The organism is Blastococcus sp. SYSU D00813, from assembly GCF_054050735.1.
Map to the genome: position 1 here is coordinate 1 of NZ_JBJGZX010000022.1, position 26,983 is coordinate 26,983.

Sequence of the window (26,983 nt, forward strand, 5' to 3'; positions counted from 1 at the left end):
CCCCCCCCCCCCCCCCCCCCCCCCCCCCCCCCCCCCCCCCCCCCCCCCCCCCCCCCCCCCCCCCCCCCCCCCCCCCCGGCGCCGGGCCCCGGCGTCCGGGTGGAGGGAGCCCGCTCGACATGGGTGCCGCCGACCGCGCCAGCCCGGCGTGGGTGCTCACCGCGCTGGGCGCGCTGGTGCTGCTCGCCGGCTGCTCGAGCACGGTCGACGGCGACGCGCGACCGGCCGACCTCGGCGCCGCGAAGCCGACGGTGCCCGTGGCCGGTCCCGGCGACGCCGACCCGGCGGCCCCGCCCGTGGTGGGCACCTGCTACCTGCTCGAGGACGGGCAGGAGGACCGCCCGCTGGACCCGCCGGCCCCGGTGTCCTGCGGCAGCGAGCACAGCGCGGAGACGGCGGTGGTCGGCGACACCGGGCTCGGCGAGGGGGACGAGCGCCCGGTCGAGGACGACCTCACCGACGACGGCGACCTGGCCGACGAGGTCGACGAGCTGTGCGACCTGGACGACGTGGTGGCCTACCTCGGCGGCGAGGACCCGGAGGACCCCTACGCCTTCTACGCCGTCTTCCTGCCCGACGAGGAGCAGTGGGAGGCCGGCGCCCGCTGGATGCGCTGCGACGTCTTCTACGGCTACACCAGCCCCGAGACCGCCCCGGGCGTGATGGCGCGCGCCCTGACCGGGCCGGACCGGGCCGCCTACCGGGTCTGCTTCGCCGGCACGCCCACCTCCTACGACGTCGTCCCGTGCTCGGAGCCGCACCAGGCCGAGCCGACCGGGTTCCGGCTGGCCGACGTGCCCGAGGGCGCGCCGTACCCCGACGAGCCCACCCGGCTGGGGCTGGTGGGCAGCTGCGCCGGCGCGGTGCAGGAGTACCTGGGCGGGCCGCTGCCCCTCGGGTACGCCGCCGACGTGTGGGTGGGCACCGCGGAGGGCTGGAACGCCGGCCCCGAACCGCGGTGCGTGGTCGTGCCCGCGGGCGGGGGGCAGAGCACCGGCAGCGTGCGGCCCTGACCGCCGCCCGACGGGTCCGCCGGGGCGGGCAGCCCGCGGCCTAGGGTTGGTGCATGAGCGTGCGGCGGGTCATGGGCACCGAGGTCGAGTACGGCATCTCGGTGCCCGGGTCGCCGTCGGCGAACCCGACGACGCTGTCGAGCCAGGTGGTCAACGCCTGGTCGGTGGCCGAGGCGCCGGCGCCGCGCCGGGCCCGCTGGGACTTCGAGGAGGAGTCGCCGCTGCGCGACGCCCGCGGCTTCGACCTGTCCCCGGCGCAGGCGCTGGACCACAACGACCTGGACGAGGACGCCGGGATGGCCAACGTCATCCTCACCAACGGCGCCCGGCTGTACGTCGACCACGCGCACCCGGAGTACTCGACGCCCGAGGTGACCAACCCGCGCGACGTCGTCCTGTGGGACAAGGCGGGGGAGCGGGTCATGGCCGAGGCGGCGCGGCGGGCCGCGCGGGTCCCGGGCACGCAGCCCATCCAGCTGTACAAGAACAACACCGACGGCAAGGGCGCCTCCTACGGCGCGCACGAGAACTACCTGATGGACCGCCGGACGCCGTTCGTCGAGATCATCCGCGGGCTGATCCCGTTCTTCGTGACGCGGCAGGTGGTGGCGGGCTCCGGGCGGGTCGGCATCGGCACGGAGGGCCGCACCCAGGGCTTCCAGCTCTCCCAGCGCGCCGACTTCTTCGAGGTCGAGGTCGGCCTGGAGACGACGCTGAAGCGGCCGATCATCAACACCCGCGACGAGCCGCACGCCAACCCCGACGAGTACCGCCGGCTGCACGTGATCATCGGCGACGCCAACCTCGCCGAGCTGTCGACCTACCTGAAGGTGGGGACGACGTCGCTCGTGCTGGCCCTCATCGAGGCGCGGGCGCTGACCCGGGACCTGACGATCGAGGAGCCGGTGGCGGCCCTGCAGGCGATCAGCCACGACCCGTCGCTGACCCACAAGGTGCGGCTGCGCACCGGCCAGCAGATGACCGCGCTGGAGGTGCAGGAGGCCTACCTCGAGCAGGCGCAGCGCTTCGTCGACCAGCGCGGGGACGGCGACGCGCAGACCGCCGACGTGCTGCGGCAGTGGGGCGAGGTGCTCGAGGCCCTCGCCGACGACCCGATGCGGCTGGCCGACCGGCTGGACTGGCCGGCGAAGCTGCGGCTGCTGGAGGGCTACCGGTCGCGGGACGGGCTGGCGTGGGGGGACTCGCGGCTGAAGCTGGTCGACCTGCAGTACAGCGACGTCCGGCCGGAGAAGGGCCTGTACCACCGGCTGGTCGCCCGGGGCTCGATGCAGCGGCTGCTGACCGACGACGAGGTGGACCGGGCGATGGTCACGCCGCCGTCGGACACCCGGGCGTTCTTCCGGGGCGAGTGCCTGCGGCGCTACCCGTCGCAGATCGCCGCGGCGTCGTGGGACTCGGTGGTGTTCGACCTCGGCCGGGAGAACCTCGTGCGGATCCCGACCATGGAGCCGCTGCGCGGCACGCGGGACCACGTGGGCGCCCTGTTCGAGTCGACGTCGAGCGCCCAGGAGCTGGTCGACACCATCACGGGTGGCTGATCGCGCGGACCGCTCGGATGTCACCCCCGGCGGGTAGCGTTCTCCTCAGCAGGCACTTCGACTCTTGTACGGGAGGTCGGCATGGCCACGAGGGACACCGGCGGTCAGCAGCGGGCGACGCGGTCGCGCGAGGAGACCGAGGAGGTCGAGGCGTCGGTCGACACCGAGACCGCCGAGCGCCACAAGGAGGTCACCGAGGACATCGACTCGATCCTCGACGAGATCGACGAGGTGCTCGAGGAGAACTCGGAGGAATTCGTCAGGCAGTATGTTCAAAAAGGGGGTCAGTAGGACTCCTGCGTTCCGTTTCTCGGAATGGAGTTCACGTTCTGCCGCGACTGCGGTAGCGACCAGCCGATAAGCGAGTTCACGAGGAATCGGAATTCGAGGGACGGCTACGCCTTCTACTGCCGGGCCCATGCGCGTCGACGGCACCGAGCGGCCAAGACGCAGAGGCGGGGGGCTCCGCAGCGTCGCTACCGCAACGACGTTCCGGTGCCCGAAGGGCACAAGTGGTGTCCGGACTGCGACAGCGTCCTGCCCCTCGAGGCCGTCGGACGCAATTCGGCGACACGTAGCGGAATCAACTCCTACTGCAAGCCCTGTCACGACACGCGCGGCCGAGCGTCCAAGGAGAAGGTCGGCGGCGAGCGGAGCTACCACCTCCGTCGTCGGTACGGCATCACCGCCGAGGAATTCGACGCTCTGCTCGTGGAGCAGCGCGGCCACTGCGCCATCTGCCGGAAAGCGCCGGCCGATCACGTCGACCACGACCACGTGACGGGCCAGGTCCGCCGGTTGCTGTGCTTCAACTGCAACGGCGGCCTGGGCCAGTTCAGGGACGACCCGGTGGCCCTGCGCGCCGCCGCCTCCTACGTCGAGCGCCACCGCGCAGGAGCGGTGGGTGGAGCGGCGCCACGGCCGAGCCGGCGTCGCCCGCTCCGCGATCTCGGCTGGCGCGAGGTCCGCCGCCGGGGTGGCCTACGCTCGACCGCCGCGATCGCCCGCGCGCGGCTGGCGGCGGTGACGGCCGAGGTGCACCGGCCGCCGGCCGGCTGACCGTCGGCCCCGCCCGGCCCCGTCGCGGGCCCGGAGGCGCGGACAGCCGCCGTCCGACCCCGCCGGTAGGGTCGGACGGGCGTGCCGGTCGGCGCGCGGACCAGCGATCGGCAGCCCCTCTCGAGGGGTGTGAGAGAGGTGGACGGGTTGAGCCAGTGGCCGACCGATCGGACCGGGTTCCCGGCCGCGTACCTGGACCGGGTGGGCTCGTCCTTCACCGACTTCCTCGCGACCACCGCCCCCGATCTGCTCCCCGGCCGCCGGTCGCTCCCGCAGCTCCCCGCCGGTGACCTGACCCCGCACGGCACGACGATCGTCGCCGTCACCTACGCCGGCGGCGTCCTCATGGGCGGCGACCGCCGCGCCACGATGGGCAACCTCATCTCCAGCCGCGACATCGAGAAGGTCTACCCGGCCGACTCCTGGTCGGTGATCGGCATCGCCGGCGCCGCGGGCATCGCGATCGAGATGGTCCGCCTCTACCAGGTGGAACTCGAGCACTACGAGAAGATCGAGGGCCTCACCCTCTCCCTCGACGGCAAGGCCAACCGGCTGGCCGGCATGATCCGCGGCAACCTCGGCGCCGCCCTGCAGGGTCTCGCCGTCGTCCCGCTGTTCGCCGGCTACGACCTCGACGCCGCCCCCGGGGCCACCCCCGGCCGGATCTTCAGCTACGACGTCACCGGCGGGAACTACGAGGAGCGCGGCTACGCCGCCGTCGGCTCCGGCTCGCTGTTCGCCCGCAGCTCGCTGAAGAAGACCTGGCGGCAGGACCTCTCCGCCGACGCCGCCACCCGCACCGTGGTCGAGGCCCTGTACGACGCCGCCGACGACGACTCGGCCACCGGCGGGCCCGACCCGGTGCGCCGGCTGTACCCGATCGTCTACCGGGTGGACGCCGAGGGGGCCGTCCGGCTGACCGACGACGAGGTCGCCGCCGTCGCCGACACGATCGTCACCGAGCGGACCGCCGCCGACCGCGACGCGACGGGAGCCTGACCGCCATGACCATGCCGTACTACGCGTCCCCCGAGCAGCTGATGCGCGACCGCTCGGAGTACGCCCGCAAGGGCATCTCCCGCGGCCGCAGCGTCGCCGTCCTCACCTACGCCGACGGCGTCCTGTTCATCGCCGAGAACCCAAGCGCCACGCTGCACAAGGTCAGCGAGCTCTACGACCGCATCGGCTTCGCCGCCGTCGGCCGGTACTCCGAGTTCGAGAGCCTGCGGGTCGCCGGCGTCCGCCTGGCCGACGTCCGCGGCTACTCCTACAACCGCCGCGACGTCACCGGCCGGGTCATCGCCAACGCCTACGCGCAGACCCTCGGCACCGTCTTCACCGAGCAGATGAAGCCCTTCGAGGTGGAGCTGTGCGTGGCCGAGGTCGGCGACAGCCGCGAGTCCGACCAGCTCTACCGGCTCACCTTCGACGGGTCGATCGTCGACGAGTCCGACTTCGTCGTCATGGGAGGCCAGGCCGAGGCCGTCGCCGGGCACCTGCGCGAGCACTTCACCCCGGGCATGGGCCTGGCCGACGCGCTGATGGTCGGCGTCCGCGCCCTGTCGGCCGTCAGCCCCGCCGTCAACCAGAACGGCGGCGACGGGGAGCTGCTGCCGGCCACCCAGCTGGAGGTGGCCGTCCTCGACCGGCGGCGCCCCAAGCGCGCCTTCCGGCGCGTCGTGGGCGCGGCGCTGCACTCGCTGCTCGGCAACGGCGACGGCGAGGACGCCCGGGAGGGGACGACGGCGGCCCACGCGCCCAGCACCCCGGCGCCGGGCACCCCGCCCGGCCTCGGCGACCCCGCCGCCCCCGACACCGCCGGCGGGACCGAGGGCGGCGGCGAGGGCGCCGGGCCCCAGCCGGGGCCGCAGGACGGCACGGACGGCAGCCCGTCCGACACGGGCCAGTAGCAGGGCCCCGTCCCCTCACCGCTCGCACGTTCGCGGTGAGCCTCTGGACGGGGCCACGATCCGTCGCGCCGGGACCGGCCGATGTGGCCGCCGACGCCTAGTCTCGGGACGTGGACCGACGGATCTTCGGGATCGAGACCGAGTACGGCGTCACCTGCACCTTCCGGGGGCAGCGCCGGCTGTCCCCGGACGAGGTCGCGCGCTACCTGTTCCGCCGCGTGGTGTCCTGGGGCCGCAGCTCCAACGTGTTCCTCCGCAACGGCTCCCGGCTCTACCTCGACGTCGGCAGCCACCCCGAGTACGCCACCGCCGAGTGCGACGACATCACCGAGCTCGTCGTCCACGACAAGGCCGGCGAGCGGATCCTCGAGGGCCTGCTGGTCGACGCCGAGCAGCGGCTGGCCGAGGAGGGCGTCACCGGCGACATCTACCTGTTCAAGAACAACACCGACTCCGCCGGCAACAGCTACGGCTGCCACGAGAACTACCTCGTCGGCCGGCACGGGGAGTTCAGCCGCCTGGCCGACGTCCTCATCCCGTTCCTGGTCAGCCGGCAGATCATCGTCGGCGCCGGCAAGGTGCTGCAGACCCCGCGCGGGGCCATCTACTGCGTCAGCCAGCGCGCCGAGCACATCTGGGAGGGCGTCTCCAGCGCCACCACCCGCTCGCGGCCCATCATCAACACCCGCGACGAGCCGCACGCCGACGCCGAGCGCTACCGCCGGCTGCACGTCATCGTCGGCGACTCGAACATGAACGAGACGACGACCCTGCTCAAGGTCGCCGCCACCGACCTGGTGCTGCGGATGATCGAGGCCGGCGTGCCGATCCGGGACATGGCCCTGGAGAACCCGATCCGCGCCATCCGCGAGATCAGCCATGACATGACCGGCCGCCGCAAGGTCCGGCTGGCCAACGGCCGGGAGATGTCGGCGCTGGAGATCCAGAGCGAGTACCACGCCCGCGCCACCGAGTTCGTCGACCGGGAGGGCTTCGGCCCGGTGCACCGGCAGATGCTCGAGCTGTGGGGCCGGGTGATCAAGGCCGTCGACGGCGGGGACCTCTCGCTGATCGAGCGGGAGATCGACTGGGCGACGAAGTTCCAGCTCATCGAGCGCTACCGGGCCAAGAACGACCTGCCGCTGTCGCACCCCCGCATCGCCCAGATGGACCTCGCCTACCACGACATCAGCCGGCGTCGGGGCCTGTACTACCTCCTCGAGCGCAACGGCGCGGTCGAGCGGGTTGCGCACGAGCCCCGCGTCTTCGAGGCGAAGAACGTCCCGCCGCAGACAACCCGCGCGAAGCTGCGCGGCGAGTTCATCCGCCGGGCGCAGGAGAAGCGGCGCGACTTCACCGTCGACTGGGTGCACCTCAAGCTCAACGACCAGGCCCAGCGCACCGTGCTGTGCAAGGACCCGTTCAAGTCCGTCGACGAGCGCGTGGACAAGCTGATCGCCTCGATGTGAGGAAGGGCCCGCCTGCCCCCGCCGCCCGCGGGCCCGCGGCGGGCCCCTGCGGGAGGGCCACCCGCCGTCCGGTCACCCGGCCGCCGAGTCCTCGGGGGCCGGCTCCGCCTCGGTGCGGGCCGGCAGGGGGACCCGGAGGGCGGCGTAGCGGCCGGCGGCGGCCGCGGCCAGGAAGTACGGGCGCTCCTCGTCGTAGCCGCGGCCCATCGTCGACAGCGGCACGGGGGAGAGGCCCAGCGCCTCCTCCAGCCCGTCGACGTCCATCCACACGACCGGGTTGCGCTCGGGCTGCCCGGCCAGGTCCTCCTCGACCTGCCGGCCCAGCTCGGACCCGAGGCCGCGCGGCGCCACGAGGGTCACCCCGCCCAGGGCGACCCGGCCGAACGCGGTCAGCGAGTGGTGCGAGACGCCGCGGTGGCGTGGCCGGGGGTCGGCGTCGGAGATCCGCAGCGCCCCCACCGGCTGACCGCCGAGCACGGCAACGGCGTTGCAGGCCTCGCCGGCGGCCACCCCGGAGAAGCCCCACGGCGTGCCGGTGCCGAGGTTGCCCGGGCCCTGGCTGACGATCGCCACGTCGGCGCCGAGCACGTGCCGGGCGGCGAGCAGGCCGGTGTGCACGGTGACGGCCTCGAGGTCGCCGCCGAAGGCCTGCCCGACGGTCACGACCCCGGCCAGCGACGGCCGCAGCGCCGACAGCGTCCGGGAGAAGCCGGCCGGCAGCGCCCCGCCGTCGGTCATCACGTAGGCGACCTTCAGGTCGGGGTCGGTGGCCAGGACGCCGATCAGCACCGCCGGGAGCGCCGAGTGCAGGTCGGCGACGACCACGGGCATGCCGTCGAGGTCGTCGGCCTCGGCGATCGCCGCGTGGTGCTCGGTGTCCTGCTCGTCGACGCCCTGCACGCTCACCTGCAGCGGCGTGTACCTCGCCTTGACCAGGTGCCCGGGGCCGGTCGGGTCCGGCGGGAGCCGGTCGGGGACCGCGACCACGAGCGCGTACCCGCCGGTGCCCAGCCGCTGCGCCCACGCCGTCGTGTTGAGCAGCACGTCGTCGCCCACCTCGGGGCGCCCGACGATCGACGGGTGCGCCAGCGAGCGGACGGCGCCGTCCCCGGGCACCTCCACGGTCAGCTCCACGGCGTCGCGCCACGCGCGGCCGACGTCGGTCACGGTGCCCCGCCGCCAGCGGATGCGGCTCACGGTCGTCTGGTCGTCCCCCACGGCCAGCAGACTAAGGACCCCGGTGCTGGCCACGCCTCGCGAGCCCGCCGCGGGCCCCTGCACCGGGGCCGCTCCGGGTGGCGGAACGGGACGGGGCCCTAGTCTTGGACGCGTGGCGGCGAAGCGGGCGGAACGACTGGTCAACCTGGTCATCGCCCTCCTCGGCACCCGGCAGTACGTCAGCGCGGCGAAGATCCGGGCCACCGTGCCCGGGTACGAGGCCGACGACGGCACCGAGCGGGCCGACGAGGCCTTCAAGCGGATGTTCGAGCGCGACAAGGCCGACCTGCGGGAGATGGGCGTCCCGCTGGAGACCGGCCGGACCAGCGCCTTCGACACCGAGGACGGCTACCGCATCGCCCGCGCCGACTACGAGCTGCCCGAGCTGACGCTCACCGGTGAGGAGGCCGCCGCCGTCGGCCTCGCGCTGCGGCTGTGGGAGTCCGCGCAGCTGGCCGGCGCCGCGCAGAGCGCCCTGGTCAAGCTCAAGGCCGCCGGGGTGGACGTCGACCCGGCCCGGGCACTGCCGGTGCGGCCGCGGCTGGACTCCGACGAGCCGGCCTTCGAGCCCTGCTACACCGCCGCCCGCGACCGGCGGCAGGTCGAGTTCGACTACCGGCGGCCCGACGAGGGCGCCCCGGCCCGCCGCCGGGTGCAGCCCTGGGGCGTGGTGGCCTGGCACGGCCGGTGGTACCTCGTCGGCCACGACCTCGACCGGCAGGCGCCGCGGGTCTTCCGGCTCTCCCGCGTGGTCGGGGCGCCGCGGGTGACCGGTCCGGCCGGCGCCTTCGAGCCCCCGGCCGACCTCGACCTCGCCGCCCTGGTGGCCCGGCAGGACGGGGGAGAGGAGCAGCTCGTCGTCGTCCGGGCCCGCCCCGGGACGGCGGTGGGCCTGCGCCGCCGGGCGACCCCGCTGGGCCCGGCCGCCGACGGGGACGACCTGCTGCAGCTGCGCACCACCGAGCCGTGGCGGCTGGCCGACGAGCTGGCCGCCTACGGCGCCGACGTGCTGGTCGAGTCCCCGCAGGCGGTCCGCGACGCGGTCGTCGAGCGCCTGACCCGGCTGGCCGCGATCGGGGGCACCGCATGAGCTCACCCCACGGAGACGCTCCGCCGGCGCTCCACGTCCGCGCCGGGACCGCGAGATGAGCGCGCCCGGCACGACCGAGCGGATGACGCGGCTGCTGTCGCTCGTCCCGTACCTGACCGCCCGGCCCGACGGCGTCCCGCTGGCCGAGGCCGCCCGCGACTTCGGCGTCCCCGAGAAGCAGCTGCGCCGCGACCTCGAGCTGCTCTGGATGTGCGGCCTGCCCGGCTACGGCCCGGGCGACCTGATCGACCTCTCGTTCGAGGGCGACCGGGTGCGGGTCACCTTCACCGCGGGCATGGTCCGGCCGCTGCGGCTGACCACCGACGAGGCGGTGGCGCTGGTCGTCGCGCTGCGGGCGCTGCTGGAGTCGCCGGGCCTGGCCGAGCGGGAGGCCGTGAGCCGGGCGCTGGCCAAGGTCTCCGCGGTCGCCGGGCACGCCGGGGAGCGGGTCACCCCGGTCGCGCTGTCGGTCGACGCCCGCGAGCAGGCCCTGGCCGTCGTCCGGGAGGGGCTCGAGCGCGGCCGCGCGCTGCACCTGCACTACTACGTCCCCACCCGCGACGAGCGGACCGAGCGCACCGTCGACCCGATGCGGCTGCTCCTGGTCGACGGCCACACCTACCTGGAGGCGTGGTGCCGCCGGGCCGAGGGCGTGCGGCTGTTCCGCCTGGACCGGGTGGACGACGTGGTGGTGCTCGACGAGCCCGCCGCCCCGCCGCCCGAGGCGCACGAGCGCGACGTCGAGGGCGGCGTCTACCGGCCCGGCCCCGAGGCCCCGCTGGTGCGGCTGCGGCTGGCCGGCAGCGCCCGCTGGGTCGCCGAGTACTACCCGGTGGAGGAGGTCCGCGAGGTCGACGACCCGCCCGGCGGGCTCGCCGTCGCCGTCCGCACCGCCGACCTCGCCTGGGCCCGCCGCCTGGTGGCCACCCTGGGCGGTGGCGCCGTGGTGGACGAGCCGGCGGAGCTCGCCGCCGCCGTCGCCGCCGACGCCCGGGCCGCGCTGGCCCGGTACGGCACCGGCACCGCCACCGGCGGCTAGGGTCGACCGCGTGCTGTTGGTCGTGTGGATCGCCGTCCCGGTGCTGTGCCTGGTCGTCCTGGCCGGGCTGGCGTACGGCGTCCTCGGCGCGCTGCAGCGGCTGGGCCGCGAGGCGCAGGCCCTCGAGCGGGAGGTCGCGCCGCTGCTCGCCCAGGCCCAGGCCGTGCAGGCGCGGGCCGCGGACCGGAGCGCCGTGCCCTCCGGTGAACAGCGGGTTACCCCCAGCTGAGGGGGATGGCCGGGGCCGGACCCCGGCGTAGGATCGGGACACCGCCCACCCCTGGAGGAAACCCCGATGAACCTCGGCCCGCTGGAGATCGGTCTGATCATCCTGGCTGTCCTGCTGCTCTTCGGGTACAAGAAGCTGCCCGACGCCTCCCGCTCCCTCGGCCGCTCGCTGCGGATCTTCAAGGGCGAGATGAAGGGCATGAAGGACGACGACCGCGCCGACAAGGCCACCGAGGTGCGCGGCAAGGAGCCGGCGCAGACCTCGGCGCCGGTGCGCGGGGAGATCGTCGCGCCGGCCGGTGAGACCACCGCGGCCCAGGCGCACGCCGCCCAGCTCGAGGCCGAGGCCCGCGCGGCCGAGGCGCAGGCCGCCGCCCTCCGGGCGCGCGCCGCGGCGGCGAACTCCGCCGACACCCAGCGCTGACCCCCGGCCCCGGCACGACGACGGTGAGCGAGGCCGCTCCTCCCCAGAGACGCCGGCGGCGCCGGCCGCCGCGGGACCCGGCGGCGACGATGTCGCTCATCGCGCACCTGACCGAGCTGCGCAACCGCATCGGCAAGGCGCTCTTCTTCGTCCTCATCGCGACCGCCGTCGCGTTCTGGTGGTACGAGCACGGGCTCGGCGAGTTCATCCGGGCGCCCTACTGCGGGCTCGACAGCGACCTGCGCGCGCTGGGCACCGGCGGGACGGCCGAGGACTGCGACCTGCTGGTCACCGACGTGATCGGCGGAGCCCTGATCCGGCTCAAGATCTCGTTCATCGTCGGGATCGTCCTGTCGGCGCCGTTCTGGCTCTACCAGCTCTGGGCGTTCATCACCCCGGGCCTGAAGCGGAACGAGAAGCGCTACGGCGTCTCGTTCGTCGCCGCCTCGTCGTCGCTGTTCGCCCTCGGCGCGGCGCTGGCCTACATCTCGCTGGCCAAGGGCCTGGAGCTCCTGCTCGGGCTGGCCGGTGACGGGGTGGCCATCGCGCTGACGGCCCAGGACTACATCGGCTTCGTGATCGCGCTGCTGCTCGCCTTCGGCGTGAGCTTCGAGCTGCCGCTCATCGCCGTGGTGCTCAACCTCATCGGCGTCCTGAGCTACGAGGCGCTGCGCAAGGGCCGGCGCTGGATCTACTTCCTCACCATCGTGTTCGCGGCGTTCATCACGCCCACGCAGGACCCGTTCACGATGCTGCTGATGGCCGCGCCCATGTGCGTGCTGTTCGAGCTGGCCATCCAGATCGCCCGCTTCGTCGACCGGCGGCGGGCCAAGCGGGCCGCCGCCGAACACTTCCACGACCTGGACGACGACGAGGCCTCGCCGCTGGACGCCAGCCCCTCCGCCCTCGACGCGAGCCCCTCCGCGCTGGACGAGCAGGCGGTCCCCGGCCGCCGCGCCCCGACCGCGCGCTGACCCCGCGGTGCGCCCCGGGCCCACCGCGGCCGTCCTCGTCAGCCCCGCCGCCGGGCGCGGCCGGGCGCGGTCCGCGGCCGCCGGGGTCCTCGACGCCCTGCGCGCCGGTGGGGTGGTCCCGCGGGTGCTGCCCGCCACCACCCGCGACGAGGCGGAGCGGCAGGCCACCGCGGCCGTCGCCGACGGGGCCGCCGCCGTGGTCGCCGTCGGCGGGGACGGCGCCGCGCACGCCGGGCTGCAGGCCGTGGCCGGGACGGCGACCCCGCTGGCCGTCGTCCCCGCCGGCACCGGCAACGACCTCGCCCTGGCCCTCGGCGTCCCCGCCGACCCGCTGGCGGCCGCCGCCGCGGCGGCCGAGGACCTCCTGGCCGGCGCCGGCACCACCGTGGACGCCGGCCGGACGGGGGAGCGGTGGTGGGCCACCGTGCTCTGCTGCGGCTTCGACTCGGCCGTCACCGACCGGGCCAACCGGCTGCGCTGGCCCCGCGGCCCCCGCCGCTACGACGTCGCCATCCTCGCCGAGCTGGCCCGGCTGCGGCCGCGGGAGGTGCGGCTCACGCTCGACGGCGAGGCGACCACGGTGCCGGTGACGCTCGTCGCCGTCGGCAACACCGCCTGGTACGGCGGCGGCATGCGCGTCTGCCCGGCGGCCGACCCCGCCGACGGCTCGTTCGACGTGACCGTGGTCGGTCCGGTGACCCGCCGGGAGCTCGTGCGTACCCGGCCGCGGCTGACCGCCGGGACCCACGTCGAGCACCCTGCGGTCACCGTGCACCGCGCCTCCCGCGTGGAGCTGCACGCACCGGGGCTCACCACGTACGCCGACGGCGAGCGGGTGGCGCCGCTGCCCGCCGTGGCCGAGTGCGTCGCCGGGGCGCTGCGGGTCGTGGGCGCCGGCCGCGGCCGGGACGGGGCGTCGCCGGGCGGCTAGCGTGCGGCAGCCCGGCGGAGGGACGCCGGCCCCGGACGAGGAGGCCCCGTGACCGTGCCCGCCGACACGCCCGCCGACCCGCCCGTCGACCCGCCCGCCGACCTCCTGAGCCTCCGCGGGAGGACCGCGATCGTCACCGGCGGCGGCACCGGCATCGGCGCCGAGACCGCACGGCTCTTCGTCCGGCACGGCGCCGAGGGTGTCGTCCTCGCCGCGCGCACCGAGGCCGACCTGCAGCGGGTGCGGGCCGAGCTGGAGGAGCTGGGGCCCCGGGTGGGCAACCCCGGCGTCCGGGTCCTCGCGGTGCCCACCGACGTCAAGCGGGAGGAGTCGGTCGTCGCCATGGTGGAGGCGACCGTGGCGGCCTTCGGCCGGGTCGACGTCCTGGTCAACAACGCCGGCGGCACCCGCATGGGCCCGCTCGAGGACACTCCGGCCCGGGCGTGGGACTCGGTGTTCGACCTCAACGCCAAGGGCCCGTTCCTGTGCACCCGCGAGGCCGGTCGGCACATGATCGCCGCCGGCCGCGGCGCCATCGTCAACCTCTCCTCCGGCGCCGGGGTCACCGGCGTCCGGTACGGCGCCGGGTACAGCGCCGCGAAGGCCGCGCTGCAGATGTTCACCCGGGTGACGGCCGCGGAGTGGGGGCGTCATGGCGTCCGCGCCAACTGCATCGCCGTCGGCGGCATCGCCTCCGAGCGGGCCTCGGCCGCGTGGGAGGTCGCGGGGCTGGACCCGGAGCAGATGGGCCGCGGCACGGCGCTGGGCCGGATCGGCGTCCCGGCCGACGTCGCGCGGGCGGTCCTCTTCCTCGCCTCGGACGCCTCGGCCTACGTCTCCGGCCAGACGTTCGCCGTCGACGGCGGGCCCGTCCTCGGCGGCCCGCCCCAGGACTGACGGAGGACCCGGCTACCCGCTGCGGCTCGCACGCCCGCCGCGCGCCCTGCCCCACGGCCGGTCACTCGACCGTTATCCCCAACAACGTCGCCGCGGAAGGCGGCCGGGCGCGCCGGCAAGGGGGAGGAGCACCGAGGAGGAGCCCCCGTACGCAGTCCCGGCTGAGGGACCGGCGCCGAGCGCCTACCGTGGGGGCCATGTCCAGCCCCGCTGAGCGGTACGCGGCTGCCCGGCGGCGGAGCGCGCACCCGGCCCTCGCCGACTTCACGGCGGAGCTCGGGTTCTCCCTCGACCCGTTCCAGGTGGAGGCGTGCGAGGCCCTCGACGAGGGCGCGGGCGTCCTCGTCTGCGCCCCGACCGGCGCCGGCAAGACCGTCGTCGGCGAGTTCGCCGTCCACAAGGCGCTGACCGAGGGCCGCAAGGCCTTCTACACGACGCCGATCAAGGCCCTGTCGAACCAGAAGTACGCCGACCTGGTGGAGCGCTACGGCGAGTCCCGGGTCGGGCTGCTGACCGGCGACAACGCGATCAACGGGGACGCGCCCGTGGTGGTCATGACCACCGAGGTGCTGCGCAACATGCTCTACGCCGAGTCCCCGGCGCTGACCGGCCTGGGCTACGTGGTGATGGACGAGGTGCACTACCTCGCCGACCGCTTCCGCGGCGCCGTCTGGGAGGAGGTGATCATCCACCTCCCGCAGTCGGTGACGCTGGTGTCGCTGTCGGCCACGGTCAGCAACGCCGAGGAGTTCGCCGACTGGCTGGTCACCGTGCGCGGCCACACCCGGGTCGTGGTCAGCGAGGTCCGGCCGATCCCGCTGTGGCAGCACATGCTGGTCGGCAACCGCGTGTTCGACCTGTTCTCCCTCCGGCCGGCCGCGCACGCCGCCGAGCAGGGGGAGGACCCGCGCCACCAGTCCACCCGCGAGCGGGGCGCCTCGGTCGTGGACCCCGAGCTGGTCCGCTTCGTGCGCGAGTACGAGCGCCGGCTGGACACGTGGGGCGGCGGGGGAGGGGGCGGCACCCGCCGGCGGGAGGGCTTCGAGCACCGTCCGCGCTTCCGCCCGCCGGCGCGGCCCGAGGTCGTCGAGCGGCTGGACCGCGCCGGGCTGTTGCCGGCCATCACCTTCGTGTTCAGCCGCAACGGCTGCGACGCCGCCGTCGACCAGTGCCTCCGGGCCGGGCTGCGGCTGACCGACGAGGCCGAACGCGCGGAGATCGCCGCGATCATCGACGAGCACACCGGCTCGCTGCCCGAGCAGGACCTGCACGTGCTGGGGTTCTGGGAGTGGCGCGAGGGCCTGCTCGCCGGGCTCGCCGCCCACCACGCCGGCCTGGTCCCCGCCTTCAAGGAGACGGTCGAGGAGTGCTTCGTCCGCGGTCTGGTCAAGGCCGTGTTCGCCACCGAGACCCTGGCGCTGGGCATCAACATGCCCGCCCGCACCGTCGTCCTGGAGCGGCTGGTCAAGTGGAACGGCGAGGCGCACGTCGACGTGACGCCGGGGGAGTACACCCAGCTCACCGGGCGCGCCGGCCGCCGCGGCATCGACGTCGAGGGGCACGCGGTCGTCGTCTGGGCGCCGGGCATGGACCCCTCGGTCGTGGCCGGCCTGGCCAGCACCCGCACCTACCCGCTGCGCTCGTCGTTCCGGCCCAGCTACAACATGGCCGTCAACCTGGTCGGCAGCTTCGGCCGGGCCCGCGCCCGGGAGCTGCTGGCGTCGTCGTTCGCGCAGTTCCAGGCCGACCGCTCGGTCGTCGGCCTGGCCCGGTCGGCGGCGCGGCACGAGCGCGACGCCGAGCGGTTCGCCGCGGAGATGTCGAGCGAGGGCGGCGACGTCGCCGAGTACGTGCGGCTGCGCCGGCAGATCTCCGACCGGGAGAAGGAGCTCTCCCGGGACTCCCAGGCCAAGCGCCGGCTCGAGGCCGCCGAGGCGCTGGCTGCGCTGCGGCCCGGCGACGTCATCCGGGTCCCCTCGGGCCGGCGGCAGGGGCTCGCCGTCGTCCTGGACCCCGGGGTGCCCGACGCCGGGCTGAGCGGGGACGGCGAGCCGCGCCCGCTGGTGGTCACCGAGGACAAGTGGGCCGGCCGGCTGGCCGCCGTCGACTTCCCGACGCCGGTGACCCCGCTGGCCCGGGTCCGCGTGCCGCGGAACTTCAACCACCGCAGCCCGCACGCCCGCCGGGACCTCGCCGCCACGCTGCGCAACGCCCGCGTCGAGCACGACCTCGGCGCACGGCGGGTCAAGCACCGCTCGGCCGCCGCCGACGACCCGGTCCTGCACGACCTGCGGCGCGCGCTGAAGGCGCACCCGGTGCACTCGCTGCCCGACCGCGAGGAGCGGGTGCGCGCCGCCGACCGGTGGCTGCGCGCCGTCTCGGAGGCCGACGCGCTGCAGCGGCGCATGGCCGAGCGCACCGGCTCGCTGACCCGCCAGTTCGACCGCACCTGCGACGTGCTGGAGGAGCTGGGCTACCTCGTGCCGGAGACCGTGCCGCTGGTGCCGGCCGACACCGCCGTCGTGCCGGCGACCGACGACCTCCCGGTCGTCACCGAGGAGGGCCGCCGGCTGTCGCGCATCTGGTCCGAGGCCGACCTGCTGGTCGCCGAGTGCCTGCGCGCCGGCGCCTGGCGCGGCCTGACCCCGGCGGAGCTCGCCGCCGTCGTCTCCACGGTGGTCTTCGAGGCGCGCCGGGACACGCCGGCCCAGCCGGCGGTCCCCGCCGGGAAGGTGTCCGCCGCGATCGCCGAGATGCGCCGCATCCGCGCCCGGCTGGTCGACGTCGAGGCCGACCACGGCGTGCCGCACACCCGCGACCTGGACCTCGGTTTCGCCTGGGCCGCCTACCGCTGGGCCGACGGGCAGGACCTCGACCGGGTGCTCGCCGGCGCCGAGCAGGCGGGCACGGAGCTGTCCGGCGGCGACTTCGTCCGCTGGGCGCGACAGCTGCTCGACCTGCTCGACCAGCTCGGCAAGACCGCCGACGACGCGGTCGCCGCGACCGCGCGCGCGGCGGTCCCGCGCGTGCGCCGCGGCGTGGTGGCGGTCGCCGCGGGCGGGTGACCTGCGCGTCGGGAGCCCGTGGTCGGGACGGCTGTGGTGCACAATGCGGACCGCCCCCACCGGGGGCGCCACGGAGCAGCAGAAGACCGTCCGACCGGGAGCGACGATGACCAACCCACCGCAGGGTGGCAACCAGCCGGGCCAGTACGGGCAGCCGGGCCAGCAGTACGGGCAGCCCCAGTACGGCCAGCCGGCGCCCGGTGGGTACGGCCAGCCCGGACAGTACGGGCAGCCCGGTCAGCAGTACGGCCAGCCCCAGTACGGCCAGCAGGGCGGTCAGCCGGGTCAGTACGGGCAGCCGGGCCAGCAGTACGGGCAGCCCCAGTACGGCCAGCAGCCCGGCGGCCAGTTCGGGCAGCCCGGCTACGGCCAGGGTCAGTACGGGCAGGGCCAGTACGGCCAGCCGCAGAAGAAGTCGAAGACCGGGCTGGTCGTCGGCCTCGTCGTCCTCGGCCTCGTCGTCGTGGCGGCGGCGATCATCCTGCCGCTGTTCGTGTTCGACAAGACCGTGCTCGAGGCCGGCGCCGTGCAGTCGGCCGTCACCGAGCAGTACTCCAGCCAGTACGGGACCACGCTCAGCAACCTGAGCTGCCCGGACGACATGGAGGTCGAGGTGGGCAACACCTACACCTGCACCGGCACCGAGGAGGGCCAGGGCGAGGTGTCGATCACGATCGAGATCACCAGCGAGGACGGCGACTACACCTGGGGCCCGGCCGACAGCTGAGCGGCTCCGGCCGGCGCGCTCAGTCGAGCGCGTCGGCCGGCCAGCCCAGCGCCGCCCCGAGCCGGCGCAGCGAGGAGCCGATGCCGTGCGCCTCGGCCAGCGCGGCCAGGGCCTGCGGGTCGGCCGGCCGGCGCGGCAGGTCGCCGTCGACAGCGGGCAGGTCGACGTCCTTCGCCACCGCCACGACGACGGGTGCGGCGTCGAGGTAGTCCGCGCCGGCGTGCAGCTTCTTCAGCACCGCGGCGGTCAGCGGCACCTTCGGGACGACGGTCCGCGCCGCGGCCGCCCGGATGCCCGCGAGGTCGCCGAACTCGCTGATCAGCGCCGCGGCGGTCTTGGCGCCGATCCCGGCCACCCCCGGCAGCCCGTCGCTGGGGTCGCCGCGCAGCACGGCGAAGTCCGCGTACGCCTGCCCGGGGATGCCGTACTTCGCCGTCACCGCCGCCTCGTCCACGACCTCAATGTCCATGATCCCGCGGGCGGTGTAGAGCACCCGGATGCCGCGGGCGTCGTCGACGAGCTGGAAGAGGTCGCGGTCGCCGGTCACGATGTCGACCGGCCCGCGGGCGCGGGTGGCCAGGGTGCCGATGACGTCGTCGGCCTCGTAGCCCGGCGCGCCGACCCGCGCGAGCCCCGCCGCGGCCAGGACCTCGACGAGCACCGGCACCTGCGGGCCGAGCTCGTCGGGGACCTCCTCGCCGCCCTCCGGGGCCAGCCGGTGCGCCTTGTACGACGGCAGGGCCTCGACCCGGAAGGCCGGACGCCAGTCGTCGTCCCAGCAGGCCACCCAGCGGTCGGGCCCGTGGGTGGTGATCAGCCGGGCGGTCATGTCGAGGAAGCCGCGGACCGCGTTCACCGGCCGGCCGTCGGGCGAGGTCACGCTCGTCGGCACCCCGTAGAAGGCCCGGAAGTACAGGCTGGCCGCGTCCAGCAGCATCGTCGTCACGAGCGGGCACGGTAACGGCCCGGGAACTCGGGCGGGATCGGTCGTGCCCCACGGATATCCTCCGGTCGTGAGCAGCGACACGGGGGCACTGGTGACGATCGGGCGGGTGCACGCCGCGCGGGACGTGGCCGAGGAACTGGGTCTGGACCTGCTGGTGGTGACACCGGGGTCGGACCTGCGCTACCTCAGCGGCTACGACGCGCACGCCATGGAGCGGCTGACCGCGCTGGCGGTGCCGCGGCGCGGGGAGCCGTTCCTCGTGGTGCCGCGTCTCGAGGCGCCGATGGTCGACGCGAGCCCGGCCGGCGCGCTGGGGCTGGAGGTCCTGGCCTGGGCCGAGACCGACGACGCCTTCGCCCTGCTCGCCCGCGAGGCCGCCGGCCGGCTCGGCGCCGCGCCGGCACGGGTCGCCGTGGGTGCCCGGACCTGGGCCGAGCACGCTCTCGGCGTGCAGCGGGCGCTGCCCGGCTCGGCGCTGGAGCTGGCGACGCCCGTCCTCGACCGGCTGCGCATGGTCAAGACCGACGCCGAGGTGGCCGAGCTGGTCACCGCGGGCGCCGCGATCGACCGGGTGCACGCCCGGATGGCCGAGTTCCTCCGGGTCGGACGCACGGAGGCCGAGGTGGGCGCCGACATCGCCGCCGCGATCCTCGCCGAGGGGCACGTCGGGGTGGACTTCACCATCGTCGGCTCCGGTCCGAACGGCGCGAGCCCGCACCACGAGCTCTCCGACCGGGTCGTGGTGGCCGGGGACGTCGTCGTCGTCGACATCGGCGGGGTGATCGCCTCCGGCTACCGCTCCGACTGCACCCGCACCTACGTCGTCGGCGGCGAGCCCGACGCCCGCACCGCCGAGTGGTACGCCGTCCTGCAGGAGGCGCAGGGGGCGGCGGTCGCCGCCGTCCGGCCGGGCGTCGCGGCCGAGGAGGTCGACGCGACCGCCCGCCGGGTGATCGCCGAGGCCGGCTGGGGTGAGCACTTCATCCACCGCACCGGCCACGGCATCGGCCTCGACACGCACGAGGCGCCCTACATCGTCGAGGGCAACGACCTGGCACTCGTGCCGGGCATGGCCTTCTCGGTCGAGCCGGGCATCTACCTCGCCGGGACCTGCGGCGCCCGCATCGAGGACATCGTCATCTGCACCGCCGACGGCGTGCGCTCGGTCAACCACGGTCCCCGTGAGCTCGTCCGACTCCCCGGCTGAGGCGCCCGCGGACGTCGACCGCACCCTGCTCGCCGCGCTCGCCCGGGACGGCCGCGCCAGCTACACCGAGCTGGCCGAGCGGGTGGGGCTGTCGGTGTCGGCGGTGCACCAGCGGGTGCGGCGGCTGGAGCAGCGCGGCCTGATCACCGGGTACAAGGCGACGCTGGACGCGGCCGGGCTGGGCCTGGGCCTGACCGCCTTCGTGGCGATCACCCCGATCGACGTGGCCCGGGCCGAGGAGGCGCCGGGCAAGCTCGCGCACCTGGCCGCCATCGAGGCGTGCCACTCGGTGGCGGGGGAGGAGAGCTACGTGCTCAAGGTCCGCGTGCCCACGACGGAGGCGCTCGAGCACCTGCTGCGCGAGATCCGGACGCTGGCGAACGTGAGCACGCGGACGACGGTCGTGCTCTCCACCGTGTTCGAGGACCGCCCGCCGATCTAGCCGGCGGCGGCCATCGCCTCGCGGACCTGCCGCGGCGACGGGTTGGTCAGGTACTGGCCCCCGACGAGCACGGTCGGCGAGATCTCGTGGCCCCGCTCGTGGTGGGCACGGACGGCCGCCGCTCCCTCCTCGTCGTCGCGGAAGCGCACCGAGCGGTGCGGGATCCGGAGGAGCGTGAGCCGAGCGCGCAGCGCGGCCGAGTACGGGCAGCCCGGCCGGTAGTACACGACCGGGGTGTCGTCGGGCATGACAGGCCTCCCGCCAGGTGGCTGGTGGCTGGTGGCTGGTGGCTGGTGGTGCCAGGGTGCGCCCGCACCGTGGCCACGGCAACGGACTCGGGGCGCCGTGTCCCGCTGGACACCGCATCGAACGTGTGTTCGCATGGTCGGGTGCGGTGGGACGCCCAACGGCTGGACCTGGACGACGGCACGACCCTGCCGGGCATGCCGTCGATCCGGGGGCTGCTGCGCAGCGTCGAGGTGCCGGAGTTCCCGGGGCTGACGTTCCACGAGGTGCGGGCGAGGTCGGCGCTCAACGCCGTCCCGGCCGACTCGGCGATGCCCTTCCGGCACACGATCAACCCGTACCGCGGGTGCTCCCACCAGTGCGTCTACTGCTACTCCCGTGGCTCGCACCAGTGGCTGGAGATGGACAGCGGGCGGGACTTCGACACGCAGATCGTCGTCAAGACCAACCTCGTCGACGTGCTGCGCAGGGAGCTCGCCCGGCCCTCGTGGAAGCGGGAGCACGTGGCGCTGGGCACCAACACCGACCCCTACCAGCGCGCCGAGGGCCGCTACCGGCTGATGCCCGGGGTGATCGGCGCCCTGGCCGGCTCCGGCACGCCGTTCTCGATCCTCACCAAGGGCACGCTGCTGCGCCGCGACCTCCCGCTGCTCGCGGCGGCCGCGCGCGAGGTGCCGGTCGGCCTGGGCGTCTCGATGGCGATCTGGGACGAGGAGCTGCACGCCGCCCTCGAGCCCGGTGTGCCCTCGCCGCGGGCCCGGCTCGACCTCGTCCGGGCGCTGACCGACGCCGGCCTGCCCTGCGGGGTCTTCCTCGCCCCGGTGCTGCCCGGTCTCACCGACCGCCTCGCCGACCTCGACGCCGCGATCGGCGCCATCGCCGCGGCGGGCGCGACCGGCGTGACCGTGGTGCCGCTGCACCTGCGCCCCGGCGCCCGCGAGTGGTTCACCGCCTGGCTGGCGCGGGAGCACCCGCAGCTGGTGCCGCGCTACCGGCAGCTGTACGGCCGCGGCGCCTACGTGCCGGCCGAGTACCGGCAGTGGCTGGCCGGCCGGGTCGCGCCGCTGCTGGCGGCGCACGGGCTGGACCGGCAGGCCGGGGGAGAGGCGCGCGGCGTCGGCGTCCCGGGCGACGACGAGGCGGCCTTCCCGGCCGGGAGCATGCCGGAGCGCCAGGAGGAGCCTGCCGTCGCCCTGGCGGGCGCGACGTCCACGCCGGCCACCTCCCGGGTCGACGAGGTGCCCGAACAGCTCACGCTGCTCTGACGCCGGAGGGAGCGATCAGCCGGCGCGGCGGGCCTCCCGCGCGACCGCCCGCTCCGCCCGCACCACACCGCGGCTGCTGACCGGCGGCGCGCCCGCGGCGAGCGCCAGACGCCGGTAGGAGTCGTAGGAGAGCTCCCGGTAGGCCTCCGCCAGCGCGGCGGCCCGCTCGCGGCGCCGGGGCCCGGCCGTGGCCCGCAGGTGGTGCCCGGTGCCGACGGCGTGCTTGGTGAAGGTCACTTGCAGTGCCTGGTTGGACAGCCGCCCGCCGACCCGGGAGTCCAGGCCGGGGCCGCGGCGCAGCGCCGGCAGCACCCACGGGCTCGAGGCCAGCGCCGGGAAGCGGCCGCGCACGGTCTCCCAGGCGTGCCACGCCGTCGTGGCGCCCGGCACCGACCACTCGCCGTCGTCGGTGCGCACCACCAGCCGCCCGGCCGACGGGTGCACCTGCTCGCGGCGCAGCGACCGGAACTGGCCCACGGCGGCCGGCCAGCCCAGGGCCAGCGCGCACCAGGTCACCGCACGCAGGTGCTCGGGGTCCTCGCTGCGGATCTCGGTCAGCGGCCGCAGGTCGAGCGTCTCGGGGTCGGGCTCCGGCGTCTTCGGGACCGGCAGCGCGACGCCGCCGTAGCGGGCGACCTTGCTGTAGAGCGTCACGGTCGCCGGGCGCCAGCCGCGCGCCACGGCCACCGGTTCGAGGCCGTCCTCGGCCAGGTCGTCGGGGCCCAGCCCCAGTTCCAGGGCGGCGTCGACCAGCCTCCGCCACTGCGGTTCGTAGCCCTCGGGCGCCGTCAGCCGCCGCCACGCCCGCTCGGGCGGAGGCGCCGGCATCGCGGGCAGGGGGAGCTGCCACTCACGTGCCATGGCGGAAGTCTACCGTTATCCCCAACAAACGGGCACGATTTCGTCGTCGCGGATCGCCGTTGACACCCACGGCGCCTCCGGCGCCGGAGCACCGATCGGGCGACCTCCGCATGCCGGGGGCTGCGGGTGGGGACGATGCGCCCGTGCGGACCCTGGGCGTCGAGGAGGAACTGCTGGTCGTGGACCCGTCCGGGGTCCCGGTCCCGCTGGGGCCCGAGGCCCTGGAGGCCGCCGCGCGGTGGGGCGAGGCGGAGACGGTCGGCGAGCACGACCGCGAGACCCGGGACCACGGCGGGGGAGGGGACGACGGCGGCGGGGACCCGGTCGGTCACCTGGTCCCGGAGCTCAAGGCCCAGCAGATCGAGCTCGGCACCCGGGTGTGCACCGACCTGGCCGAGGTCACCGCGGAGCTGCGGCACTGGCGGGGCCGGGCGGACGCCGCGGCCCGGGCGGTCGGCGCCCGGGTGGCGGCGCTGGCCAGCTCGCCGGTGCGCGTCGAGCCGGTGACGACGCCGGGGGAGCGGTACGCCGACATGACCCAGACCTTCGGCCTGACCGCGCTCGAGCAGCTCACCTGCGGCTGCCACGTGCACGTCTCGGTGGGCGACGAGGAGGAGGGCGTTGCCGTCCTCAACCGGATCCGCGTCTGGCTGCCGGTGCTGACCGCGCTGACCAGCAACTCGCCGTACTGGCTGGGCCGGGACAGCGGCTACGCCAGCTTCCGGTCGCAGTCGTGGAACCGGTGGCCGTCGTCCGGGCCGACCGAGCTGTTCGCCGACGCCGCCGACTACGCCCGGGTGGTCGCCGAGCTCGTCGCGACCCGGACGATCGTCGACACCGGGATGGTGTACTTCGACGCCCGGCTGTCGGAGCGGTGGCCCACCGTCGAGGTCCGCATCGCCGACGTCGCGCTCCACGTGGAGGACGCGGTCACCCACGCAGGCCTGGTCCGCGGCCTCGTGGAGACCGCGGCGCGCGAGTGGCGCGCGGGTGTCCCGGCGCCCGACGTCCGCAGTGAGGTGGTCCGCGTGGCGGGGTGGCGGGCCGCCCGCTCGGGCCTGGGCGGGGAACTGGTGTCGCCGATCGACGGGCGGCCCGCGCCGGCGGCCGACGTCGTCGCCGCGCTGCTCGAGCACGTGCGCCCTGCCCTGTCCGACGCCGGCGACGAGGAGCGGGTCTCCGCCGGGGTGGCCACCATCCTGGACCGCGGCACCGGTGCCGAGCAGCAGCGCCGGGTGCACCGGGACAGCGGCGACCTGACCGCCGTCGTCCGGGCCGCGATCGAGGTCACCACAGCGGACTGACCGGTCCCAGGCGGCGTCCGGCCCGCGCGGTTAGGGTCCGGCGCATGCAGACCGCTCGCTGGCCCGACGTCGTCCGGTCCGACCTGTACGGGCCGCGGCCGGACCGGCGGGACCGGCCCTACCGGTTCGTCGTCCGCCTGGCGCTGGTCGTCTTCCGGCTCTTCCGCTTCCGGTTCGACGTCCGCGGCGCCGAGCACGTGCCGGCGGCCGGTGGCGCGATCATCTGCAGCAACCACGTGAGCTACCTCGACTTCACGTTCCTCGGCCTCGGCGCGCTGCCGGCGCGGCGGCTGGTGCGCTTCATGGCCAAGGCCTCTGTCTTCGGGCACTGGTTCGCCGGACCGTTCATGCGGGCGATGGGCCACATCCCGGTCGACCGGCGCGCGGGAGCGGCCGCCTTCGAGGCGGCGGTCCGGGCGCTCAAGGACGGCGAGGTGGTCGGCATCTTCCCCGAGGCGACCATCAGCAGCAGCTTCACCGTGAAGGACCTCAAGGCCGGCGCGGCCCGGATGGCCATCGACGCCGGCGTCCCGATCGTGCCGGCCGCGGTCTGGGGCGGGCAGCGGATCACCACCAAGCACCACAAGCCGCAGCTGCGACGCGGCGTCGCCGTCACCGTCCTGCTGGGCGAGCCGGTCGTCCCCGCCCCCGGGGAGACGGTGGAGGCGCTCCTCGGCCGCACCCGCACGGCGATGGAGGAGCTGCTCGACCGCGCGCAGCGCACCTACCCGCAGCAGCCGGCCGGTCCCGACGACCTGTGGTGGCAGCCGGCCCACCTCGGCGGCACGGCGCCGACACCGGAGGAGGCCAAGCGGCTCGACGTCGCCGACTACACCGGCACCCGCAAGAAGACGAAGCGGCCCCACCCGCTGGCCCGGCTGCGCGGGCCGGCGCGCCGGCGCTGACGCCTCACTCCACGACGGCCGGCGCCATCAGCCGGAAGGCCTCCAGCTCGACGTCGTACCAGCGCCGCAGCCGGCCGAGCGGCTCCATGCCCAGGCGGCGGCACACCGCCATCGACGCCTCGTTGCCGGGCCGGACGACGGCGTAGACCTCCGGCACCCCGGCGCAGAAGGCCCGCCCGATCACCGCCCGCGCGGCCTCGGTGGCGTAACCGTGCCCCCAGGAGTCCGGGTGGAGGTGCCAGCCCACCTCCACCTCGCCGAGGCCGTCGGGGAGCGGCTTGAGCAGGACCGTGCCGGCGATGCGGGGAGGGTCGAAGACCTCGACGGCCCAGCAGCCGTGGCGGGGGTCGACCTCGCTCACCCGGTGCCAGCGCTCCACCAGCTCCACCGGCGTCACCGACGGCCCGCCGCCCAGCCAGCGCGTCACCTCGTCGCGGCCGTAGAGGTCGGTCAACCGGCTCAGGTCGTCGCGCCGGGTCGTCCACGGCCGCACCCGGAGCCGGTCGGTGCACGGCAACGGCTCCGGGGGAGGCTCGGGCGACACCATCCTGGATGCCTACCCGGAGGGGCCGTGCCGGGCCACCCGGGGTGGGCGGTCATGCTCGTCGCCATGAGCCTGCTGCTGACCGACGTGACCGTCGGCGACCGCCCCGGCCGCGCCGTGCACGTCGTCGACGGCCGGATCGCCTGGGTGGGGGACGCCGCGGACGCGCCCCGGGCCGACCGCACGCTGGCGGGGGAGGGGGCCCTGCTCACGCCGGCGTTCGTCGACGCGCACGTGCACGCGACCGCGACCGGCCTGGCGCTGAGCGGACTCGACCTCCACGGGAGGTCGAGCCTCGCCGACGCCGTGGCGTCCGTGGCCGAGCACGTGCGCCGCACGCCCGGCGGCGTCGTCCTGGGCACCGGGTGGGACGAGACCGGCTGGCCGGAGGGGCGGGGCCTGACCCGCGCGGACCTCGACGCCGTCGCGGGGGACCGGCCGGTGTACCTGGCCCGCGTCGACGTCCACTCGGCCACGGTCTCGACCGCGCTGCTCGACCTGGTGCCCGGCATCGCCGAGCTGCCTGGCTTCGGCGCCGACGGGCGGCTCCGGCTCGACGCCCACCACGCCGCGCGGCAGGCCGCCTACGGGGCCGTGCCGGCGGCGCAGCGCCGGGTCGCCCAGCAGGCGACGCTGGCGGCCGCCGCGGCGCTGGGCATCGGCAGCCTGCACGAGATGGCCGGGCCCGAGGTGTCCGGCGCCGACGACCTCGCCGGCCTGCTCGGACTCGCCGCCGAGGCGCCCGGTCCCCGGGTGCTGGGCTACTGGGGCGAGCTCTCCGAGCGCGGCGGCCTGGACCTGGTCCGCGAGCTGGGCCTGACCGGCGCCGGGGGCGACCTCTTCTGCGACGGCGCGCTGGGCTCGCACACCGCCGCGCTCGGCGCCCCCTACACCGACCGGCCCGACACCGCCGGGGCCCTCCGGTTCGAGACGGCGTCGCTGGTCGAGCACGTGCGGGCGTGCACGCTGGCCGGTGTCCAGGCCGGCTTCCACTGCATCGGCGACGCCGCGGTCGGCCAGGTGCTCGACGCGATCGGCGCGGTCGTCGAGGAGCTCGGGGTCGCCGCCGTCCGCGCCTGCCGGCACCGCCTCGAGCACGTGGAGATGGTCGGACCCGGGATCGCCGGGCGGATGCGCGCGTGGGACGTCGTGGCCAGCGTGCAGCCGGCCTTCGACGCCGCCTGGGGCGGGACCGCGGGCATGTACGCCGAGCGGCTGGGCACCGAGCGGGCCCTGGCGTGCAACCCGTTCGCCGACCTCGCCGACGCCGGCGTCGTGCTCGCCCTCGGCAGCGACGCCCCGGTCACGCCGATGGACCCCTGGGGCGGCGTGCACGCGGCGGTCGACCACCACACGCCCGGCTCGGGCCTGCGCCCCTTCGACGCCTTCGACGCGGCCACGCACGGCGGCTGGTACGCCGCCCGCGGTGAGCACGGCGCCGGGCCGCTGGGCGCCGGCGCGCCCGCCGACCTGGCGCTGTGGGCCACCGACCGGACGCTGTCGGCGGTGCTGGCCGACCGCGCCCGCCCGGAGTGCCGGGAGCTCCTCGTCGCGGGCGAGCCGGCCGGGGCGGCACAGCCGCGGTAACGATCGCGTCACGGTCCGGCACAGGTCGCCCGCAGCCGCCCGCGGACCCGGCCGCGGTTCCTACAGTCGCTGC

The 26,983-nt window shown here is 75.6% G+C and carries 27 protein-coding genes; 22 read left to right on the top strand and 5 right to left on the bottom strand.

Annotated elements, in window-relative coordinates; genetic code table 11:
• Positions 1–119: 119 nt before the first annotated feature.
• The 7 genes from ACI8AX_RS15295 (at position 120) to pafA (ending at position 7,010) form a co-directional block, all read left to right on the top strand.
• Positions 120–1,013: a septum formation family protein gene (locus ACI8AX_RS15295; protein ID WP_456550691.1), complete on the top strand. Its 894-nt coding sequence runs from the start codon at positions 120–122 to the stop codon at positions 1,011–1,013.
• 53 nt (positions 1,014–1,066) lie between these two features.
• Positions 1,067–2,572 (top strand): depupylase/deamidase Dop, encoded by a 1,506-nt coding sequence (gene dop / locus ACI8AX_RS15300; protein WP_456550692.1) that lies wholly within the window; start codon positions 1,067–1,069, stop codon positions 2,570–2,572.
• Positions 2,573–2,653: 81 nt separating this feature from the next.
• Entirely contained in the window at positions 2,654–2,863 is a 210-nt protein-coding gene (locus tag ACI8AX_RS15305; protein ID WP_456550693.1) for a ubiquitin-like protein Pup, read from the top strand.
• 24 nt (positions 2,864–2,887) lie between these two features.
• Positions 2,888–3,631 (top strand): endonuclease VII domain-containing protein, encoded by a 744-nt coding sequence (locus tag ACI8AX_RS15310; RefSeq protein ID WP_456550694.1) that lies wholly within the window; start codon positions 2,888–2,890, stop codon positions 3,629–3,631.
• Between the two features lie 147 nt (positions 3,632–3,778).
• Positions 3,779–4,630 (top strand): proteasome subunit beta, encoded by an 852-nt coding sequence (gene prcB / locus ACI8AX_RS15315; RefSeq protein WP_456550695.1) that lies wholly within the window; start codon positions 3,779–3,781, stop codon positions 4,628–4,630.
• Positions 4,631–4,635: 5 nt separating this feature from the next.
• Positions 4,636–5,541 carry a proteasome subunit alpha gene (prcA, locus tag ACI8AX_RS15320; protein ID WP_456550696.1) on the top strand — a complete coding sequence of 302 codons (906 nt, stop codon included), beginning with the start codon at positions 4,636–4,638 and terminating at the stop codon, positions 5,539–5,541.
• A gap of 110 nt (positions 5,542–5,651) precedes the next feature.
• On the top strand, positions 5,652–7,010 hold the full coding sequence (pafA, locus tag ACI8AX_RS15325) for a Pup--protein ligase (protein ID WP_456550697.1): 1,359 nt from the start codon (positions 5,652–5,654) through the stop codon (positions 7,008–7,010).
• 72 nt (positions 7,011–7,082) lie between these two features.
• Here pafA and ACI8AX_RS15330 read toward each other — a convergent pair whose 3' ends face one another.
• A complete protein-coding gene (locus tag ACI8AX_RS15330) occupies positions 7,083–8,228 on the bottom strand; it encodes a DUF3866 family protein (protein ID WP_456550698.1) in 1,146 nt (381 codons plus the stop codon).
• 112 nt (positions 8,229–8,340) lie between these two features.
• Between ACI8AX_RS15330 and ACI8AX_RS15335 the strand changes: the two genes are divergently transcribed.
• The 9 genes from ACI8AX_RS15335 (at position 8,341) to ACI8AX_RS15375 (ending at position 17,603) form a co-directional block, all read left to right on the top strand.
• Positions 8,341–9,318, top strand: a complete 978-nt coding sequence (locus ACI8AX_RS15335) for a helix-turn-helix transcriptional regulator (protein WP_456550699.1) — start codon at positions 8,341–8,343, stop codon at positions 9,316–9,318.
• A 55-nt stretch (positions 9,319–9,373) separates the two neighbouring features.
• The gene (locus ACI8AX_RS15340) at positions 9,374–10,357 is read left to right on the top strand and encodes a helix-turn-helix transcriptional regulator (protein WP_456550700.1); all 984 of its coding nucleotides are present in this window, start codon (positions 9,374–9,376) and stop codon (positions 10,355–10,357) included.
• Between the two features lie 10 nt (positions 10,358–10,367).
• The gene (locus tag ACI8AX_RS15345) at positions 10,368–10,586 is read left to right on the top strand and encodes a hypothetical protein (protein ID WP_456550701.1); all 219 of its coding nucleotides are present in this window, start codon (positions 10,368–10,370) and stop codon (positions 10,584–10,586) included.
• 66 nt (positions 10,587–10,652) lie between these two features.
• Positions 10,653–11,009, top strand: a complete 357-nt coding sequence (tatA, locus tag ACI8AX_RS15350) for a Sec-independent protein translocase subunit TatA (RefSeq protein WP_456550702.1) — start codon at positions 10,653–10,655, stop codon at positions 11,007–11,009.
• An 89-nt stretch (positions 11,010–11,098) separates the two neighbouring features.
• Entirely contained in the window at positions 11,099–11,983 is an 885-nt protein-coding gene (gene tatC, locus ACI8AX_RS15355; RefSeq protein ID WP_456550703.1) for a twin-arginine translocase subunit TatC, read from the top strand.
• 7 nt (positions 11,984–11,990) lie between these two features.
• On the top strand, positions 11,991–12,914 hold the full coding sequence (locus ACI8AX_RS15360; protein ID WP_456550704.1) for a diacylglycerol kinase family protein: 924 nt from the start codon (positions 11,991–11,993) through the stop codon (positions 12,912–12,914).
• 48 nt (positions 12,915–12,962) lie between these two features.
• A complete protein-coding gene (locus ACI8AX_RS15365) occupies positions 12,963–13,811 on the top strand; it encodes an SDR family NAD(P)-dependent oxidoreductase (RefSeq protein ID WP_456550705.1) in 849 nt (282 codons plus the stop codon).
• 197 nt (positions 13,812–14,008) lie between these two features.
• On the top strand, positions 14,009–16,876 hold the full coding sequence (locus ACI8AX_RS15370) for a DEAD/DEAH box helicase (RefSeq protein ID WP_456550706.1): 2,868 nt from the start codon (positions 14,009–14,011) through the stop codon (positions 16,874–16,876).
• A 106-nt stretch (positions 16,877–16,982) separates the two neighbouring features.
• Positions 16,983–17,603, top strand: coding sequence for a DUF4333 domain-containing protein (locus ACI8AX_RS15375; protein WP_456550707.1), 621 nt, complete (start codon positions 16,983–16,985; stop codon positions 17,601–17,603).
• 19 nt (positions 17,604–17,622) lie between these two features.
• Here the strand turns inward: ACI8AX_RS15375 and ACI8AX_RS15380 are convergent, their stop codons facing one another.
• Positions 17,623–18,540: a 5'-3' exonuclease gene (locus ACI8AX_RS15380; protein WP_456550758.1), complete on the bottom strand. Its 918-nt coding sequence runs from the start codon at positions 18,538–18,540 to the stop codon at positions 17,623–17,625.
• A gap of 76 nt (positions 18,541–18,616) precedes the next feature.
• On the opposite strand from ACI8AX_RS15380, the gene ACI8AX_RS15385 reads away from it, so the two are divergent.
• On the top strand, positions 18,617–19,756 hold the full coding sequence (locus ACI8AX_RS15385; protein ID WP_456550708.1) for a M24 family metallopeptidase: 1,140 nt from the start codon (positions 18,617–18,619) through the stop codon (positions 19,754–19,756).
• Positions 19,731–20,198: an Lrp/AsnC family transcriptional regulator gene (locus ACI8AX_RS15390; RefSeq protein WP_456550709.1), complete on the top strand. Its 468-nt coding sequence runs from the start codon at positions 19,731–19,733 to the stop codon at positions 20,196–20,198. Before ACI8AX_RS15385 ends, ACI8AX_RS15390 begins: the two co-directional genes overlap by 26 nt.
• Here ACI8AX_RS15390 and ACI8AX_RS15395 read toward each other — a convergent pair.
• Complete coding sequence (locus tag ACI8AX_RS15395; RefSeq protein ID WP_456550710.1) at positions 20,195–20,446, bottom strand: glutaredoxin family protein; 252 nt, start codon at positions 20,444–20,446, stop codon at positions 20,195–20,197. The two genes, ACI8AX_RS15390 and ACI8AX_RS15395, sit on opposite strands and share 4 nt — an antisense overlap.
• Positions 20,447–20,587: 141 nt before the next feature.
• Between ACI8AX_RS15395 and ACI8AX_RS15400 the strand changes: the two genes are divergently transcribed.
• Positions 20,588–21,709: an Rv2578c family radical SAM protein gene (locus tag ACI8AX_RS15400; RefSeq protein WP_456550711.1), complete on the top strand. Its 1,122-nt coding sequence runs from the start codon at positions 20,588–20,590 to the stop codon at positions 21,707–21,709.
• 15 nt (positions 21,710–21,724) lie between these two features.
• Here ACI8AX_RS15400 and ACI8AX_RS15405 read toward each other — a convergent pair whose 3' ends face one another.
• Positions 21,725–22,570, bottom strand: coding sequence for a hypothetical protein (locus ACI8AX_RS15405; RefSeq protein ID WP_456550712.1), 846 nt, complete (start codon positions 22,568–22,570; stop codon positions 21,725–21,727).
• Positions 22,571–22,713: 143 nt separating this feature from the next.
• Here ACI8AX_RS15405 and ACI8AX_RS15410 point away from each other — a divergent pair, with 143 nt between their 5' ends.
• Both ACI8AX_RS15410 and ACI8AX_RS15415 read left to right on the top strand, forming a co-directional pair.
• On the top strand, positions 22,714–23,874 hold the full coding sequence (locus tag ACI8AX_RS15410) for a carboxylate-amine ligase (RefSeq protein WP_456550713.1): 1,161 nt from the start codon (positions 22,714–22,716) through the stop codon (positions 23,872–23,874).
• A gap of 44 nt (positions 23,875–23,918) precedes the next feature.
• Complete coding sequence (locus tag ACI8AX_RS15415; RefSeq protein WP_456550714.1) at positions 23,919–24,779, top strand: lysophospholipid acyltransferase family protein; 861 nt, start codon at positions 23,919–23,921, stop codon at positions 24,777–24,779.
• 4 nt (positions 24,780–24,783) lie between these two features.
• Here ACI8AX_RS15415 and ACI8AX_RS15420 read toward each other — a convergent pair whose 3' ends face one another.
• Entirely contained in the window at positions 24,784–25,326 is a 543-nt protein-coding gene (locus tag ACI8AX_RS15420; protein WP_456550715.1) for a GNAT family N-acetyltransferase, read from the bottom strand.
• Between the two features lie 63 nt (positions 25,327–25,389).
• Between ACI8AX_RS15420 and ACI8AX_RS15425 the strand changes: the two genes are divergently transcribed.
• Positions 25,390–26,910: an amidohydrolase gene (locus ACI8AX_RS15425; RefSeq protein ID WP_456550716.1), complete on the top strand. Its 1,521-nt coding sequence runs from the start codon at positions 25,390–25,392 to the stop codon at positions 26,908–26,910.
• Positions 26,911–26,983: the final 73 nt, after the last annotated feature.

What these genes read in the sequence shown, in the direction of transcription:
- ACI8AX_RS15295 (WP_456550691.1), top strand. Translation starts at nt 120, where the DNA reads ATGGGTGCCGCCGACCGCGCCAGCCCGGCGTGGGTGCTCACCGCGCTG.
- dop (WP_456550692.1), top strand. Translation starts at nt 1,067, where the DNA reads ATGAGCGTGCGGCGGGTCATGGGCACCGAGGTCGAGTACGGCATCTCG.
- ACI8AX_RS15305 (WP_456550693.1), top strand. Translation starts at nt 2,654, where the DNA reads ATGGCCACGAGGGACACCGGCGGTCAGCAGCGGGCGACGCGGTCGCGC.
- ACI8AX_RS15310 (WP_456550694.1), top strand. Translation starts at nt 2,888, where the DNA reads ATGGAGTTCACGTTCTGCCGCGACTGCGGTAGCGACCAGCCGATAAGC.
- prcA (WP_456550696.1), top strand. Translation starts at nt 4,636, where the DNA reads ATGACCATGCCGTACTACGCGTCCCCCGAGCAGCTGATGCGCGACCGC.
- ACI8AX_RS15340 (WP_456550700.1), top strand. Translation starts at nt 9,374, where the DNA reads ATGAGCGCGCCCGGCACGACCGAGCGGATGACGCGGCTGCTGTCGCTC.
- tatA (WP_456550702.1), top strand. Translation starts at nt 10,653, where the DNA reads ATGAACCTCGGCCCGCTGGAGATCGGTCTGATCATCCTGGCTGTCCTG.
- tatC (WP_456550703.1), top strand. Translation starts at nt 11,099, where the DNA reads ATGTCGCTCATCGCGCACCTGACCGAGCTGCGCAACCGCATCGGCAAG.
- ACI8AX_RS15370 (WP_456550706.1), top strand. Translation starts at nt 14,009, where the DNA reads ATGTCCAGCCCCGCTGAGCGGTACGCGGCTGCCCGGCGGCGGAGCGCG.
- ACI8AX_RS15375 (WP_456550707.1), top strand. Translation starts at nt 16,983, where the DNA reads ATGACCAACCCACCGCAGGGTGGCAACCAGCCGGGCCAGTACGGGCAG.
- ACI8AX_RS15380 (WP_456550758.1), bottom strand. Translation starts at nt 18,540, where the DNA reads ATGCTGCTGGACGCGGCCAGCCTGTACTTCCGGGCCTTCTACGGGGTG.
- ACI8AX_RS15395 (WP_456550710.1), bottom strand. Translation starts at nt 20,446, where the DNA reads ATGCCCGACGACACCCCGGTCGTGTACTACCGGCCGGGCTGCCCGTAC.
- ACI8AX_RS15405 (WP_456550712.1), bottom strand. Translation starts at nt 22,570, where the DNA reads ATGGCACGTGAGTGGCAGCTCCCCCTGCCCGCGATGCCGGCGCCTCCG.
- ACI8AX_RS15415 (WP_456550714.1), top strand. Translation starts at nt 23,919, where the DNA reads ATGCAGACCGCTCGCTGGCCCGACGTCGTCCGGTCCGACCTGTACGGG.
- ACI8AX_RS15420 (WP_456550715.1), bottom strand. Translation starts at nt 25,326, where the DNA reads ATGGTGTCGCCCGAGCCTCCCCCGGAGCCGTTGCCGTGCACCGACCGG.
- ACI8AX_RS15425 (WP_456550716.1), top strand. Translation starts at nt 25,390, where the DNA reads ATGAGCCTGCTGCTGACCGACGTGACCGTCGGCGACCGCCCCGGCCGC.